At 73.1% G+C, this 13,358-nt stretch carries 12 protein-coding genes; 3 read left to right on the forward strand and 9 right to left on the reverse strand.

All coding sequences use genetic code 11. The annotated features are described in order from the left end of the window. Window positions 1-10: 10 nt before the first annotated feature. The 7 genes from nadC to ACGFIE_RS23280 form a co-directional block, all read right to left on the reverse strand. Window positions 11-907: a carboxylating nicotinate-nucleotide diphosphorylase gene (gene nadC, locus ACGFIE_RS23250; RefSeq protein WP_393297775.1), complete on the reverse strand. Its 897-nt coding sequence runs from the start codon at window positions 905-907 to the stop codon at window positions 11-13. After that, window positions 904-2,601 (reverse strand): L-aspartate oxidase, encoded by a 1,698-nt coding sequence (locus ACGFIE_RS23255; protein ID WP_393297778.1) that lies wholly within the window; start codon window positions 2,599-2,601, stop codon window positions 904-906. The genes nadC and ACGFIE_RS23255 overlap by 4 nt, the downstream gene beginning before the upstream one ends. Before the next feature lie 108 nt (window positions 2,602-2,709). Next, a complete protein-coding gene (locus tag ACGFIE_RS23260) occupies window positions 2,710-3,606 on the reverse strand; it encodes a septum formation family protein (protein ID WP_393297781.1) in 897 nt (298 codons plus the stop codon). Window positions 3,607-3,702: 96 nt separating this feature from the next. Then, a complete protein-coding gene (gene panD / locus ACGFIE_RS23265; protein WP_393297784.1) occupies window positions 3,703-4,131 on the reverse strand; it encodes an aspartate 1-decarboxylase in 429 nt (142 codons plus the stop codon). Between the two features lie 41 nt (window positions 4,132-4,172). Further along, complete coding sequence (panC, locus tag ACGFIE_RS23270) at window positions 4,173-5,021, reverse strand: pantoate--beta-alanine ligase (RefSeq protein ID WP_393297787.1); 849 nt, start codon at window positions 5,019-5,021, stop codon at window positions 4,173-4,175. Next, window positions 5,018-5,989 carry a Rossmann-like and DUF2520 domain-containing protein gene (locus tag ACGFIE_RS23275; RefSeq protein ID WP_393297790.1) on the reverse strand — a complete coding sequence of 324 codons (972 nt, stop codon included), beginning with the start codon at window positions 5,987-5,989 and terminating at the stop codon, window positions 5,018-5,020. Before ACGFIE_RS23275 ends, panC begins: the two co-directional genes overlap by 4 nt. A gap of 106 nt (window positions 5,990-6,095) precedes the next feature. Beyond that, window positions 6,096-6,662, reverse strand: a complete 567-nt coding sequence (locus ACGFIE_RS23280; RefSeq protein WP_393297793.1) for a TetR family transcriptional regulator — start codon at window positions 6,660-6,662, stop codon at window positions 6,096-6,098. Window positions 6,663-6,782: 120 nt separating this feature from the next. On the opposite strand from ACGFIE_RS23280, the gene ACGFIE_RS23285 reads away from it, so the two are divergent. The 3 genes from ACGFIE_RS23285 (at window position 6,783) to ACGFIE_RS23295 (ending at window position 10,381) form a co-directional block, all read left to right on the forward strand. Next, on the forward strand, window positions 6,783-7,691 hold the full coding sequence (locus ACGFIE_RS23285; protein WP_393297796.1) for an SDR family oxidoreductase: 909 nt from the start codon (window positions 6,783-6,785) through the stop codon (window positions 7,689-7,691). A gap of 153 nt (window positions 7,692-7,844) precedes the next feature. Beyond that, on the forward strand, window positions 7,845-9,197 hold the full coding sequence (locus ACGFIE_RS23290; RefSeq protein WP_393297799.1) for an SAM-dependent methyltransferase: 1,353 nt from the start codon (window positions 7,845-7,847) through the stop codon (window positions 9,195-9,197). Continuing rightward, the gene (locus ACGFIE_RS23295) at window positions 9,194-10,381 is read left to right on the forward strand and encodes an NADH-quinone oxidoreductase subunit D (RefSeq protein ID WP_393297802.1); all 1,188 of its coding nucleotides are present in this window, start codon (window positions 9,194-9,196) and stop codon (window positions 10,379-10,381) included. Before ACGFIE_RS23290 ends, ACGFIE_RS23295 begins: the two co-directional genes overlap by 4 nt. Before the next feature lie 18 nt (window positions 10,382-10,399). Here ACGFIE_RS23295 and ACGFIE_RS23300 read toward each other — a convergent pair whose 3' ends face one another. Both ACGFIE_RS23300 and ACGFIE_RS23305 read right to left on the reverse strand, forming a co-directional pair. Beyond that, a complete protein-coding gene (locus ACGFIE_RS23300) occupies window positions 10,400-12,166 on the reverse strand; it encodes a hypothetical protein (protein ID WP_393297805.1) in 1,767 nt (588 codons plus the stop codon). Window positions 12,167-12,275: 109 nt separating this feature from the next. Next, window positions 12,276-13,280, reverse strand: a complete 1,005-nt coding sequence (locus ACGFIE_RS23305; protein ID WP_393297807.1) for a glycine betaine ABC transporter substrate-binding protein — start codon at window positions 13,278-13,280, stop codon at window positions 12,276-12,278. Between the last annotated feature and the right edge of the window lie 78 nt (window positions 13,281-13,358).

Here is a 13,358-nt window from a genome sequence, read left to right on the forward strand (position 1 = left end):
GCCTAGACAACTACTCGGTGCGCAGGTCCAGCGCGATGTCCAGGATCGGCGACGAGTGGGTCAACGCGCCCACCGAGAGGAAGTCCACGCCGGTGGCCGCGTACCGGCCGGCCACCTCCAGGGTCAGCCCGCCGGTCGCCTCCAGCTCCGCCCGGTCGCTCACGGCGGCCACCGCCTCGGCCAGCACCTCCGGGGTCATGTTGTCGCAGAGCAGGAAGTCCGCCCCGGCCTCGACCGCCTCCACGGCCTCGGCGACGGTGGTCACCTCGACCTGCACCGGCACCTCCGGGAACGCCTCCCGGACCCGCCGGTAGGCAGCCGTGATGCCTCCGGCCGCCAGCTTGTGGTTGTCCTTGATCATGGCCACGTCGTAAAGGCCCATCCGCTTGTTGGTGCCCCCGCCGGCGCGCACCGCGTACTTCTCCAGCGCCCGCAGGCCCGGCGTCGTCTTGCGGGTGTCCAGCACCATCGCCTTCGTGCCGGCCAGGGCGTCCGCCCAGGCGCGCGTGTGGGTGGCCACTCCGGACATCCGGCAGAGCAGGTTGAGCGCCGTCCGCTCGGCGGTGAGCAGCAGCCGGGTCGGGCCGGTCACCGTCGCCAGCACGTCGCCGCGGGCCACCCGCTCACCGTCGCGGGCCAGCTGCGACACCTCGACGGTACGACCGAAGCCGGTCACCTCGCCCACCAGCTCGAACACGGCGGCGGCCACGGCCAGCCCGGCCAGCACCCCGTCGGCGCGGGCCACCAGGTCGGCGGTGTCGGTCTGCTCCGCCGGAATGGTGGCCACACTTGTGACGTCGAGGAAGTCCGGCCCGAGATCCTCGACCAGCGCGCCCTCGATCACCTGCCGTACGTGCGCCGGATCCAACCCGGCCGCCCGCAACGCCGTCTCCGTCAACTCGGTCATGACGATGTCCCCTCCCACTGCTCCGTCACCCGGCCCTGCGCCCCGATCGACCCGACCAGGTGGCCCAGCCACCGTTCGTCGGCCGTCGGGAAGTCCTCCCGCCAGTGGCAGCCGCGGGTCTCACCACGGGCGTACGCCGCCGCGACAAGCGTCGACGCCACCGTGAGCAGGTTTGTCGCCTCCCAGTCGGCGGTCCGCGGTCGGCCCCGGGCCGCGCCCAGCTCGGTGAGCGTCCCGGCCGTCCCGGCCAGCGTCGCCGCGGATCGGAGCACCCCGGCCCCCCGGGTCATCGCCCGTTGCAGGGTCGGCGTCACCTCGGCGGGCAGCACCCAGCCCGCGCCACCACGCCACGCGCCGGTGTCCGCCGGCTGAACCTGCTCGGGCAGGCCGGCTGCGATGTCCTCGGCGATCCGTCGGGAGAAGACCAGACCCTCCAGCAGCGAGTTGCTGGCCAGCCGGTTCGCGCCGTGCACACCCGTGCAGGCCACCTCGCCGCACGCGTACAGGCCGGGGATCGAGGTGCGACCGCGCAGGTCGGTGCGGACGCCGCCGGAGGCGTAGTGGGCGGCCGGCGCCACCGGAATCAGGTCGGTCGCCGGGTCCACGCCGATCGCCAGGCAGGACGCCACGATGGTGGGGAACCGCCCCGCCAGGAAGTCCCCGCCCAGGTGCCGCGCGTCGAGGAAGACGTGGTCCGCGCCGGTGGCCAGCAGCACCCGGTGGATGCCCTTGGCCACCACGTCCCGGGGGGCCAGCTCGGCCAGTTCGTGCTGGCCCACCATGAACCGCTTGCCGTCGGAGTCCACCAGGTACGCGCCCTCACCGCGCAGCGCCTCGGAGACCAGCGGCTGCTGCGCGTGCCCGGCGCCGGGCACTCCCGCGCCCGGCGGGGTGATCAGGGCGGTCGGGTGGAACTGGACGAACTCCACGTCGGTCACCGCCGCGCCGGCCCGCATCGCCAGCGCCACCCCGTCGCCGGTGGAGACCGCCGGGTTGGTGGTGGCCGCGAAGATCTGGCCCATCCCGCCGGTGGCCAGCACCACCGCCCGGGCCAGCAGCGCGCCGACGCCGTCCTCGCTGCCCTCACCGAGCACGTGCAGGGTGATCCCGCAGGCCGGACCGAGCCCGTCCGGGCCGTCGCCGGGCGCCCGCAGCAGGTCCAGCACCAGGGCGTGCTCGACCAGCCGGATCCACGGGTCGCGCTGCACGGCGGCGTGCAGGGCCCGCTGCACCTCGGCGCCTGTCGCATCCCCGCCGGCGTGCACGATCCGGTCCGCGCGGTGCCCACCCTCCCGGGTCAGCATCAACGAACCGTCGGGGTGGCGATCGAACTCGGCGCCGATCCGCATCAGCTCCCGCAGCCGGGTGGGCCCCTCCTCGACGAGCACCCGGACCGCGGCCGGGTCGCAGAGCCCCACCCCGGCGATCTCGGTGTCCCGGGCGTGCGCCGCCGGGGTGTCCGCCGGGTCGAGCACCGCGGCGATGCCGCCCTGCGCCCACCGGGTCGAGCCGTCGTCGATGTTGACCTTTGTGACGACCGTGACGTGCAGGCCCGCCTCACGCAGGTGCAACGCGGCGGTCAGCCCGGCCACCCCGGACCCCACCACGATCACGTCAGTGGTCTCCACCCAGCCGGGCTCGGGCGCAGCCAGCAGTCTGGGCAGGGCCGGCAGGTCGACGGTCGGTTGGTCCATCCCACCAGTCAACCCGAACGATCCTCGCCGGGGGCGGCGGGGGCGGGACGAGTGGTTTGGGCTACGCCGTCCGGCGCGGACCGCGCCGCGCCGACCGGACGGCCGTGCTCACTTCGTCCGCACCGGCAGGCCGGCCGGGCCCGCGCCCTTCAACGACGCCGTCACCGTACGGTCGCTCAGCCACAGGTAACAGCGGACCCCCCGGTCACCGACCCGCCAACGCCCCGCTCCGGGCGGGCGCACCACCACGCCGCTGCGGAACCGCAGGTCGGAGTCGTCCGGCACGCCGACATAGCGGCCGAGGACGCTGCGGCAGCCGGTGTAGAGCGGCGCCCAGTCGGCGTCCCTGGTCGGGTACGGCCGGTCCGGCGCACGCCACACCCCGACGAACTCGGCGTCGTGCCGACCGCCGCACTCCACCGGGACCAGCGTCTGCACACCCCGCCCCGCCCCGGCGCGGGTCTGCTGACAGCCCAACCGCAGCCCGGAGGCCCCCTTCAGCGCGTCCCGCAGGCTGCCCGACCGGACCACCACAGTGGCTGCCGCCTCGACAGTGGTCAGCTCGGTCAGGTCGCACCGGTACCAGCGGGAACCAGCCGCCCAGCCCGGCCCCGAGGGCAGCGCCACCGACAGCCGCAGTCGCCCCGCCCGCCAGTCGTCACCCACGTACGCGGAGGCCCGGGTGTCGCACGCGGCGAACGCGCCGCGCAGCTCCACCGAACCGTTGGCCGGGGCGGCGGCCCGCTCGGCCGGGAACGCCCCCACGTGCACGGTCTCCACCCGGTGCGGGCCGGCGCAGTCCATCGGTTGATAGGCCGCCAGCGTGACCACCTCGACGAAGTCGGCGGCCTGACACACCCCGACGGCCGGCGTGAACGCCGTGGCCGGTGGCAGCGCCGCCCAGTCGTCGGTCAGGTCGCCGTCCAGACCACCGGACCCGGCGCAGCCGACAAGCAACACTGCCGTGACGGCAGTGGCGAACAGGGTCGTCATGGCACGGCGCATCGCGGCCTCCCCCAGCCACCTACCGGCTTCCGCCAGCGTGCCCAGGGTAACCGCACATGACCTTCCGGTGACAGACCGGAATCGCGTCCCGCGAGATCAGACTCCGGACACGGCGTACGGGTTGGGCATCGGGTCGCCGGCCGTGCCCGGGGCCGCCACCGCCGGGTTCGCACCCAGCTCGACGACCCGGTTGTCGGTGTCCACGTGCACCACACGCGGCCGGTACGACCTGGCCTCGGCGTCGTCCATCTGCGCGTACGAGATCAGGATGACCAGGTCACCGGGGTGCACGAGGTGCGCGGCGGCGCCGTTGATGCCGATCACGCCGCTGCCCCGCTCGCCCGGGATGACGTACGTCTCCAGTCGGGCGCCGTTGGTGATGTCCACGATTGCGACCTGCTCGCCGGGGATCAGGTCGGCGGCGTCGAGCAGGTCCTCGTCCACGGTCACCGAACCGACGTAGTGCAGGTCGGCCTGGGTCACCGTGGCTCGGTGGATCTTCGACTTGAGCATGGTCCGCAGCATCAGGCTGGCCTTTCGCGAAAAGAATGGTGGTGGGCGCCGGGTCAGGGACGAGGCGCGAGGTGGATCGCGGCGTTGTCGATCAACCGGGTGGCGCCGACCCAGGCGGCGATCACCAGCCGGGCCGGCCCGGACACCGGCCCCGGCTCCAGCTCAGGGTCGGTGAGCACCAGGTAGTCGAGCTGAGCGCCGGGCGTACCGGCGCCGAACGCAGCGTGCGCGGCGGACAGCACCTCCCCCGCGTCCAGGCCGTCGTCGGCAGCCCGGGCCCCGGCCCGCAAGGCGGCGGACAGGCTCAGCGCCGCCGCCCGCTCGGGCTCGCTGAGATAGCGGTTGCGGCTGGACAGCGCCAGCCCGTCCGGCTCCCGGACGGTAGGAACCCCGATCACCTCGACCGGGACGTCCAGGTCGCGGGCCATCCGCCGCACCAGGGTGAGCTGCTGGTAGTCCTTCTCACCGAAGAACGCCAGGTCAGGACGGGTGAGTTGAAGCAACTTCAGGACGACTGTGAGCACGCCGTGGAAGAAGCCGGGGCGGCTCGCGCCCTCCAGCTCCCCGCCGAGCGGACCCGGGTCGAGGCGTACCCGGGGCTGGCCGTCGGGGTACATGTCGGCGACCGACGGCGCGAAGACGAGGTCGGCGCCGGCTCGCCGACACACCTCCAGGTCGGCGTCGAGGGTGCGCGGATACCTGTCGAAGTCCTCGTTCGGCCCGAACTGCAACGGGTTTACGAAGATCGTCACCAGCACGTGGTCGGCCTGCTCCCGGGCCGCGCGCAGCAGCGTCTCGTGCCCGGAGTGCAGCGCGCCCATGGTCATCACCACGCCGACGGTGCCCTTCAGCGCCGCGCGGGCCTCGGCCAGCTCGGTGCGCGTGTGCACCACCTGCGTCATGCCGCCACCTCCCGGCTCGTCTCGGCGAGCACACCGAGCAGCGACTGCGCGTCCACCGGGCGCAGCCGGCCCGCGGCGATCGCCCGGTCGGCGGTACGCCGGGCCAGCGCCAGGTACGCGGGGACCGACTCGGGCGCGGTGGCGGCCAGCCGGGCCAGGTGCCGCTCGACAGTGCCCGCGTCGCCCCGGGACACCGGACCGGTAAGCGCGTCGTCGCCGAGGCGCAACGCGTTCTCCAGGGCGGCCCGCAGGAGCGGGGCGAGCACCTTCTCCGGACGGGCCACCCCGGCGTCCCGCAGCCGGTCGGTCGCCTCGTTCACCAGGGTCACCAGGTGGTTCGCGCCGTGCGCGAGCGCGGCGTGGTAGAGCGGGCGGTCCGCCTCGGCCACCCACTCCGGCACGCCACCGAGGTCGGTGACCAGCCGGGCGGCCAGCGGGCGCAGGTCCGCCGGGGCGGTCACCCCGTACGAGATGCCGGCCAGCCGGGGCAGGTCGTCAGGCGTACCGGTGAAGGTCATGGCGGGGTGCAGGGCCAGCGGCCGGGCGCCGACCGCGGCGGCCGGCGCCAGCACGGCGAGACCGTGCGCGCCGGAGGTGTGCGCGACGACCTGGCCCGGGTGCAGGGCTCCCTGCCCGGCGAGGCCGGCGACCACTCCGGCCAGCGCATCGTCCGGCACCGCGATCAGCAGCAGGTCGGTGGCGACGCGTGCGACGGAGGCGGCCGTGCTGCGCGGCACCTCGGGCAGCAGTAGGGCGAGACGGGCGCGGCTGGCCCCGGAGTCGCCCGCGACGGCCACCACGCGGTGCCCGGCGGCGGCGAGCGCGGCGCCCAGGACGGCACCGACCCGGCCAGCGCCGACGACGCCGACGGTGAGCAGACGGGAAGGAGGGGCGCCGGTGACGGCGCGGTCCCGCGGTGTGGCAGGCCCACACTGGGCGGCCGGGCGCGGGCGCAGCGGTGCGCTCATGACGACGATCCAGTCCTCGAGAAGGGGTACCGGTCGATCGCAAGTATGCGCCCGCGTCACGGGGCCGAAACAGGAGGTGTGAAAACGTTCACCACCGCAGAAAGGCTCAGTTCGGGGCCGAGGTGATCGCGCGTAGTTCGGTGGCCACCTCGGTGATCAGGTCGGCGAGCGAGGCATCGCTGTCGGGTGCGATCCAGCGGGCGTACGCGACCCGGAAGACCGTGACGCCGGACTCGGTCGCCAGGGCGGCGGTCGTCTCGCTGAGGCCCTTGGCACGCAGGGCAGCGGCGACCGCGGCCGTCAACGAACTCATCTTGCGCAGCTCGCGCTCCTGCAACTCGGCGCTGCTGGCAATGATCGACTGACGCATCCGGACCAGCTCGAGGCGGTCGGCGAAGATCTCGTCCGCCACCCGGCGGAAGGCGGCGACGACCGCCTCGAACGGCCCGGCGGCCGTCTCGGTCACCGCCTTGACCAGCACCTCCTCCAGCTGCTCGCCGCCGCTGAAGAGCGCCTCGCGCTTGTCGCCGAAGAGCCGGTAGAAGGTGCGCTTGTCGAGGCCCGCACGGGCCGCGATGTCGGTGACGGTGGTCTGTTCGAAGCCGCGCTCGCGGAACAGCTCGAAGGCGGCCGCCGCAAGGCGGCCGCGCGCGTCGGGTTGCCAGCGGGCCATGCGGCGATGGTATCCGATGTCACGTTGCGACATTCTTTCCGGCCGAGCCATGTCACAACGCGACATGGCGAGATACGGTGATGTCACAAGGCGACATGCCCATCTCACAAAGGAACCGCAATGCGCGTATTCGTCACCGGCGCCTCCGGCCACCTCGGCTCCGCGGTCGTGCCGAACCTGCTCTCCGCCGGACACGACGTCGTCGGTCTGGCCCGCTCCGACACGTCCGCCGCCGCGATCGAGAAGCTCGGCGCCGACGTACGCCGCGGCGACCTGTCCGACCTCGACGTCCTTCGGGAGGAGGCGGCCGCCTCCGACGGGGTGATCCACCTGGCGTTCCGCCACGACCTCATGATCAACGGCGACATGGCCGGCGCAGCCGAGACCGACCTGGCCGCCCTCGGGGCACTCGCCGACGGCCTGGACGGCTCCGGTAAACCCCTGGTCGGCACCAGCGGGACAGCCATGCTCGCGATGGGCGGCATCGTCGGTCGCCCCGGCACCGAGCGCGACGCCTTCCCGAGCGGCTACCGGATCGACGCGGAGAACTTCGTCGTCGACCTCGCCGCCCGCGGTGTGCGCTCCTCCATCGTCCGGCTTGCGCCCACCGTGCACAGCACGCTCGACCACTACGGCTTCATCACCGCCATCATCGCCGCCGCCCGGCAGCACGGGTACGCCGCATACGTCGGCGAGGGCACCAACCGGTGGCCGGCCGTGCACACGCTCGACGCGGCCGAGCTCTACCGGCTCGCCCTGGAAAAGGCCCCGGCCGGTGCACGCCTGCACGCAGCCGCCGACGAAGGAGTCTCCTTCCGGCAGATCGCCACCGCCATCGGGCGCAACCTGGACATCCCGGTCCGAAGCATCAGCCCCGACGAGGCAGACAACTTCTTCGGCTTCCTCGGGTCGTTCGCGCAGATGGACAACCCGACGTCATCCGCGCTCACACGCGAACTGCTGGGCTGGTCCCCTGTCCACCCCGACCTGATCGCCGACCTGAACGAGGGGCACTACTTCCAGGCCTGAACACATTTCCGGGGAGCCCACCTTGATCAAATGATGAAAAGTAGGTACCGGGAGCTTTCCTGACCTACTTTTCAGCAACTGATCACCGCGCGCCCTCCGCTGCCGAGCGGGGCGCGGATGATCGTGACGTGGGGCCGGAATCGGAGTGGGTGGATGTCGATCGCCTGGCGGGACGCCATGAGCAGAGCCCTCTACGGGCCGGGTGGCTTCTTCGTCGCCGGCACCGGGCCGGCCGACCACTTCCGCACCAGCGTGCACGCCTCACCCGCGTTCACGAGCGCCCTGCTGCGCCTGATCTCGCAGGTGGACTCGACACTCGGCCACCCGCCACGGTTCGACGTGGTCGATGTGGGTGCGGGGCGAGGAGAACTGCTGCGAGCGATCCACCAGGCCGTCGGGGTTGCGGTGGGGGTTTCCGGGGAGCCCACCCGCTCCGGGCGGTCAGGCTTGATCCCTGCGCGGGCGGGCTCCCCGGAAACCCCGACTCCCACGGCGTCCGCCCGCCCGTCGCCCAACGAGCCGTCGTCGGTCGCCGCCCGCCCGCCGCTTGCGGAGCGGGTCCGCTTCACAGCGGTCGAGTACGCCCACCGCCCCGAGAACCTGCCCGAAGAGATCAACTGGACAGCCGAGATCCCAACCAGGATCACCGGAGTGCTCCTGGCCACCGAGTGGCTGGACAACGTCCCCCTGGACGTCGCGGTGCATACCGAGGACGGCTGGCGATATGTGCTGGTCGACCCGGAGAGCGGCGTCGAGTCTGTTGGTGAGCCGGTCGACGCTGCCGACCTCGACTGGCTGACCACCTGGTGGCCCAGCACCACGAGCCCTGCCACCGCCGACGGTGACCCGACCTCGGGCACCACGAGCCCTCTCATCGGCGACTACGACTCGACCTCGGGGTTGACCGAGACGGCCACGACAAGCGGAAGCGAGTCGGGTTTCGGGGCAGCCCGGCCGGCGCAGGGATCAAGCCTGACCGCCCGGAGCCGGCCGGGCTGCCCCGAAACCCCCCACAGCGGCCAGCCGGAAACCCCCCACGGCGACCACCGAGCAGAGATCGGCAGACCGAGAGACGAAGCCTGGGCGAACGCGATCCGGAAGATGAGCCGAGGGTTGGCGGTCGCGGTGGACTACGGGCATCTGCGGGAGGGGAGGCCCGTCGACGGGACGTTGACCGGGTATCGGGGTGGACGGCAGGTGCCTCCGGTGCCGGACGGGTCGAGTGACGTGACAGCCCACGTGGCAATGGACTCCGTCGCCTCCGCCGGTGCGGCGGTCGCCAGGTGTGCGTACTCCCTGATCTCGCAGGCCGAGGCGCTGCGGGCGCTCGGGGCCGACGGAGGGCGACCGCCGCTGAGCCTGGCCGGGGTTGACCCGGCCGGCTACGTGCGGGCGCTGGCCGCCGCGTCGGCGGTGGCCGAGCTGACGGACCCGGCCGGACTCGGCGGACACCTGTGGCTGCGCCAACCGGTCGGCATCCCGTTCCCGCCGGCCGTGGCACGATGACGGGCATGACCACCGACGCCGGGGACCTCCGTGAACTGACCGTCGGCACCGGGGCCGGCCTGGTCGCCGGCACCGGCGATCAGCAGCTCGGCACCGACATGGTGCTGAACATCGGCCCGCAGCACCCCTCGACGCACGGCGTGCTGCGCCTGAAGCTGGTGCTCGACGGCGAGCGGGTCATCGCCTGCGAACCGATCGTCGGCTACATGCACCGGGGCGCGGAGAAGCTCTTCGAGGTACGCGACTACCGGCAGATCATCGTGCTGGCCAACAGGCACGACTGGCTGTCGGCGTTCTCGAACGAGCTGGGTGTGGTGCTCGCCGTCGAACGCCTGATGGGCATGGAGGTGCCGGAGCGGGCCACCTGGCTGCGGATGGCCCTCGCCGAGCTGAACCGGGTGCTCAACCACCTGATGTTCCTCGGCTCCTACCCGCTGGAGATCGGCGCGATCACGCCGGTCTTCTACGCCTTCCGGGAACGGGAAACCATCCAGGCGGTGATGGAGGAGGTCTCCGGTGGCCGGATCCACTACATGTTCAACCGGGTGGGCGGGCTGAAGGAGGAGGTGCCGTACGGCTGGACCGGGCGGGCCCGGGCGGCGATCGGCGAGGTACGCCGGCGGCTGCCCGACCTGGACCACCTGATCCGGCGCAACGAGATCTTCCTGGCCCGCACGGTGGGCGTGGGCGTGCTGTCCCCGGCCGACGCCGCCGCGTTCGGCGCGTCCGGCCCGGTGGCCCGGGCCTCCGGGCTCGACCTGGACCTCCGCCGCGACGACCCCTACCTGGCGTACGACGAGCTGGACGTGCCGGTGGTGACGAAGACCGCCGGGGACTGCCACGCCCGCTTCGAGGTGCTGCTGGACCAGGTGTACGTCTCGCTGGATCTCGCCGAGCAGTGCCTGGACCGGGTGGACCGGCTGACCGGGCCGATCAACACCCGCCTGCCGAAGGTGCTCAAGGCGCCGGAGGGGCACACGTACGCCTGGACGGAGAACCCGCTGGGCATCAACGGTTACTACCTGGTGTCGCGGGGCGAGAAGACGCCCTGGCGGTTGAAGCTACGCACGGCCTCGTACGCCAACGTGCAGGCCCTGGCCACCCTGCTCCCCGGCTGCCTCGTACCGGACCTGATCGCCATCCTCGGCTCGATGTTCTTCGTGGTCGGCGACATCGACAAGTGACCGGGGCAGTTGTGCGGGTCAGCGCCAGCGGTCGGTGACCGGGGCGCCGCCGGCACGCGGCGCGTCGTCCTGCGGCGGGTAGCCGTACCGTTCCTCGACACGGCGGCGGCCGGCCCGCTCGGGGGCGGGCTCCGGCTCGTGGCCGCGCTGACGCGGCGGGCGCCACTCGTCCGGCACGGGCACTCCGCCGACCGGCAATGCCGGCCGTCCGTCCGGCTCGGACCGGTGATAGGACTCGCGGTCGTCCGGCCGGCGTGGGTCCTCGTGGCGGCGTGCTTCCTCGTGGCGGCGTGGGTCCTCGTGCCGACGTGGGTCCTCGTGCCGGCGTGGGTCCTCGTGCCGGCGTGGGTCCTCGTGCCGGCGTGGGTCCTCGTGGCGGACGGAAGCCCAGCGGTCCGCCATCCGGTACTCGGTGCCCGTTGCGTCGGCGTGCACCTCGGCCCGGCGCTCCCCGACGTGCAGCTCGCGGCCGTTCTCGTCGTCCCGGACGGCCGCCCACCGGTCGCCGGCCCGTAGCTGCGACCAGTACTCGCCGGTGTCGTCCGCCCGCAGAGCCGGACCGGGTTGCGGCGCACCGACGTGGTCTGGCTCGGCCCGCTCCGACCAGCCACGGTCGTCGCGCTGCGGTCGGCCGCGCCGGGCGGGCTCGTCGGCCCGGGCGTACGCGTCGCGCTGACCGGTCCACTCCGGCTCGTCGCGGGGAGGCGTCCAGCCCGGCTGCTCGTCGGGCCTGTTCCGGTCCGAGCCGTCCCGTCCACCCCTCTGCGCGGCCTGACCTCGGGCACCCGGCTGCGCGCCCCAGGATCTGTCGTCGGCGGGCCGAGCCCGGTCGTCGTCGGGGCGGCCCCGGTCGTCGACGTACGGGGACCGCGGGTTTGCGGGGTCGCCCCACGAGCGGTCCGCCGCTCGGGCACGTCCCTCCGTGCCGCCACCCCGGGTCCACTCCTGGGCGGGCGGGGTCCACTGGCCGGCGTACCCACCGCCGTAGTGTCCGCCCGGCTCGGCCGGCCCCCCGTCGACGACTGTGTGCCGGGTGGTGACGTGCACGGTCTCGGTGTGCCGGACCACGCCGACCGGCCGGTGCGCCGGCTCCTGGCGATCGTTCTCACGCGGGCGGTCGTTGTCTCGCGGGCGGTCGTGCTGACCGGGCCGGGGAGCGGCGCCGTACATGCCGCCGGCGGTTGGCTCGGGAGGCGCGTCGGCGGCGGCGCGGTGGCGGTACGCCGGTTCGTCGTCGGCACGCTCGTCGCGGCCCCACCGTCCGGCGACCTCGTCCCGAACCCGGGCGGCCGGAGCGTCGCCTGCGGCCGGGACCCGGCTGCGGGAGGCCGGAGTCTCGTTCACCGGCTCGGCGGCCGGCACCCGCGCACGGCCGGCACCCGCCGGCTCGACCGGCGGGGCGGCCCCGGCAAGGGCCGCGCCGGTGGCGTCGAGGCGGCGGCGGACCGCGATGATCCCCTCCTGGGCTCGCTGCGCCTGGTCGAGTGCCTGGTTGCCGCGCTGCGCGGCGGCCACGATCTCGGCGCGCAGCTCCTGGCGCAGTTCCTCGATCTCGTCGGCCAGCTCGTCGGCCCGAGCGTCGTCACCGTCGGGGCGCAACGCGATGGAGAGGCCGATCAGGACCACCGCCACGATGGCGAGCACCGCCGCGAAGCGAAGCGGACCGTTACCGTCAGCTACCAGCAGGATCAGCGCCGCCACCGGAGCCAGGGCCACGCCACCCCAGAAGAGCACTGTCAGTAGCAGCGGTTGACGCCGGGCGTCGGGGGTGACCGGGGCTGGCATGGGTGTGCAGCCTACCGACGATCCCTACGGGAGGGAACGGGTCCCCGGACGCGTGGATGCCCCCTCCCCGCGAGGGAGAGGGGGCATCCACGACACACCCGAAGGCGGCTCAGCTGGTGGCGAAGGCACCGTCCGAGGAGAAGACCAGACCCACGCTGATCTTGCCCTCACGCAGCCCGTTCTTGGTCAGCGGCCCACCCTGGTCCAGTGAGGAGAACGAACCCACCGAGAGCCCGTACGTCTTCTCCAGGCCCGGCTTGCAGAACGGACGCTGCTGGCACTCCGGCGGGCCGCCCAGCACCGTCGCGCTGCCGGAGCACTTCGCGGCGAACTCGGAGAGGGTCCGCACGCCGTACTTGTCGGCGAACTCCTTGGTGACCGCGAACGCGTTCTGGTCCTGCGCGGCGGCCGGGGTGCCGAAGGTGATGCCCACCTTGTCGCCCTCGGCCTTGAGCTTGGTCACCGTCGTGTTGATGTCGGGCGAGGAGACCGGCGGGGGGTTCTTGCCGTTGGCCTTGGTGTTCAGGAACTCGGCCATTGTCGACGCGTACTCCGGGACGACCTGGATCTCGCCCTTCTCCAGCGCCGGCTCGTACAGCTCGCGGTTGCCGATCTGCTGCACCTTGACCTGGTAACCGGCGGCGGTGAGCGCGACCCGGTACAGCTCGCCCAGAATCTGGCTCTCGGCGAAGTTTCCGGCGCCCACCGTAATGTCGCCGCCCGGGCCCTTGGCGATGCCCGCGGTGACGTTGTTGGCGCTGGCGAACTCCTCGGCCGCTACCTTGGCGGTCTTGCGGTCCTCGTTGACGGCCTTGTTGAGCTGGATCAGCTTCGGGGTGTCGAGCGCGGCGGAGACCTTGTCCAGTGCGGCGATCAACTGCGGGTTGGCCACCTTGCTGTTGACCGCAGGGATGACGTTGTCGGAGTTCTGGAGCTTCTTGTCGTCCGTCAGGGCGATGAGCTGCTGACCGGCGACCGGGGCACACCCGGCGCCGGAGGCGCTCGTCTGGGGGGCGTCGGTGCCGGACGAGCCGGCATCACCGCACCCGGTGAGGAGTGCTGCCCCGGCGACGGCGCCGATGGCGCCCATCGCCAGACGTGTACGTGCGCGCATGTATGCCGCCCGCCTTCCGTGTCCCGGCGCGGCCCGTCCCGGGCCGGCCGCGTGTCCGACGGGCGATCCTGACTGTCG

Source organism: Micromonospora sp. NPDC049275 (assembly GCF_043197115.1).
GTDB lineage: Bacteria > Actinomycetota > Actinomycetes > Mycobacteriales > Micromonosporaceae > Micromonospora.

Bases quoted from the DNA above. Each gene is read 5' to 3' on its own strand.
- nadC (WP_393297775.1), bottom strand. From the start codon at position 907: ATGACCGAGTTGACGGAGACGGCGTTGCGGGCGGCCGGGTTGGATCCG.
- ACGFIE_RS23255 (WP_393297778.1), bottom strand. From the start codon at position 2,601: ATGGACCAACCGACCGTCGACCTGCCGGCCCTGCCCAGACTGCTGGCT.
- ACGFIE_RS23260 (WP_393297781.1), bottom strand. From the start codon at position 3,606: ATGCGCCGTGCCATGACGACCCTGTTCGCCACTGCCGTCACGGCAGTG.
- panD (WP_393297784.1), bottom strand. From the start codon at position 4,131: ATGCTGCGGACCATGCTCAAGTCGAAGATCCACCGAGCCACGGTGACC.
- panC (WP_393297787.1), bottom strand. From the start codon at position 5,021: ATGACGCAGGTGGTGCACACGCGCACCGAGCTGGCCGAGGCCCGCGCG.
- ACGFIE_RS23275 (WP_393297790.1), bottom strand. From the start codon at position 5,989: ATGAGCGCACCGCTGCGCCCGCGCCCGGCCGCCCAGTGTGGGCCTGCC.
- ACGFIE_RS23280 (WP_393297793.1), bottom strand. From the start codon at position 6,662: ATGGCCCGCTGGCAACCCGACGCGCGCGGCCGCCTTGCGGCGGCCGCC.
- ACGFIE_RS23285 (WP_393297796.1), top strand. From the start codon at position 6,783: ATGCGCGTATTCGTCACCGGCGCCTCCGGCCACCTCGGCTCCGCGGTC.
- ACGFIE_RS23290 (WP_393297799.1), top strand. From the start codon at position 7,845: ATGTCGATCGCCTGGCGGGACGCCATGAGCAGAGCCCTCTACGGGCCG.
- ACGFIE_RS23295 (WP_393297802.1), top strand. From the start codon at position 9,194: ATGACGGGCATGACCACCGACGCCGGGGACCTCCGTGAACTGACCGTC.
- ACGFIE_RS23300 (WP_393297805.1), bottom strand. From the start codon at position 12,166: ATGCCAGCCCCGGTCACCCCCGACGCCCGGCGTCAACCGCTGCTACTG.
- ACGFIE_RS23305 (WP_393297807.1), bottom strand. From the start codon at position 13,280: ATGCGCGCACGTACACGTCTGGCGATGGGCGCCATCGGCGCCGTCGCC.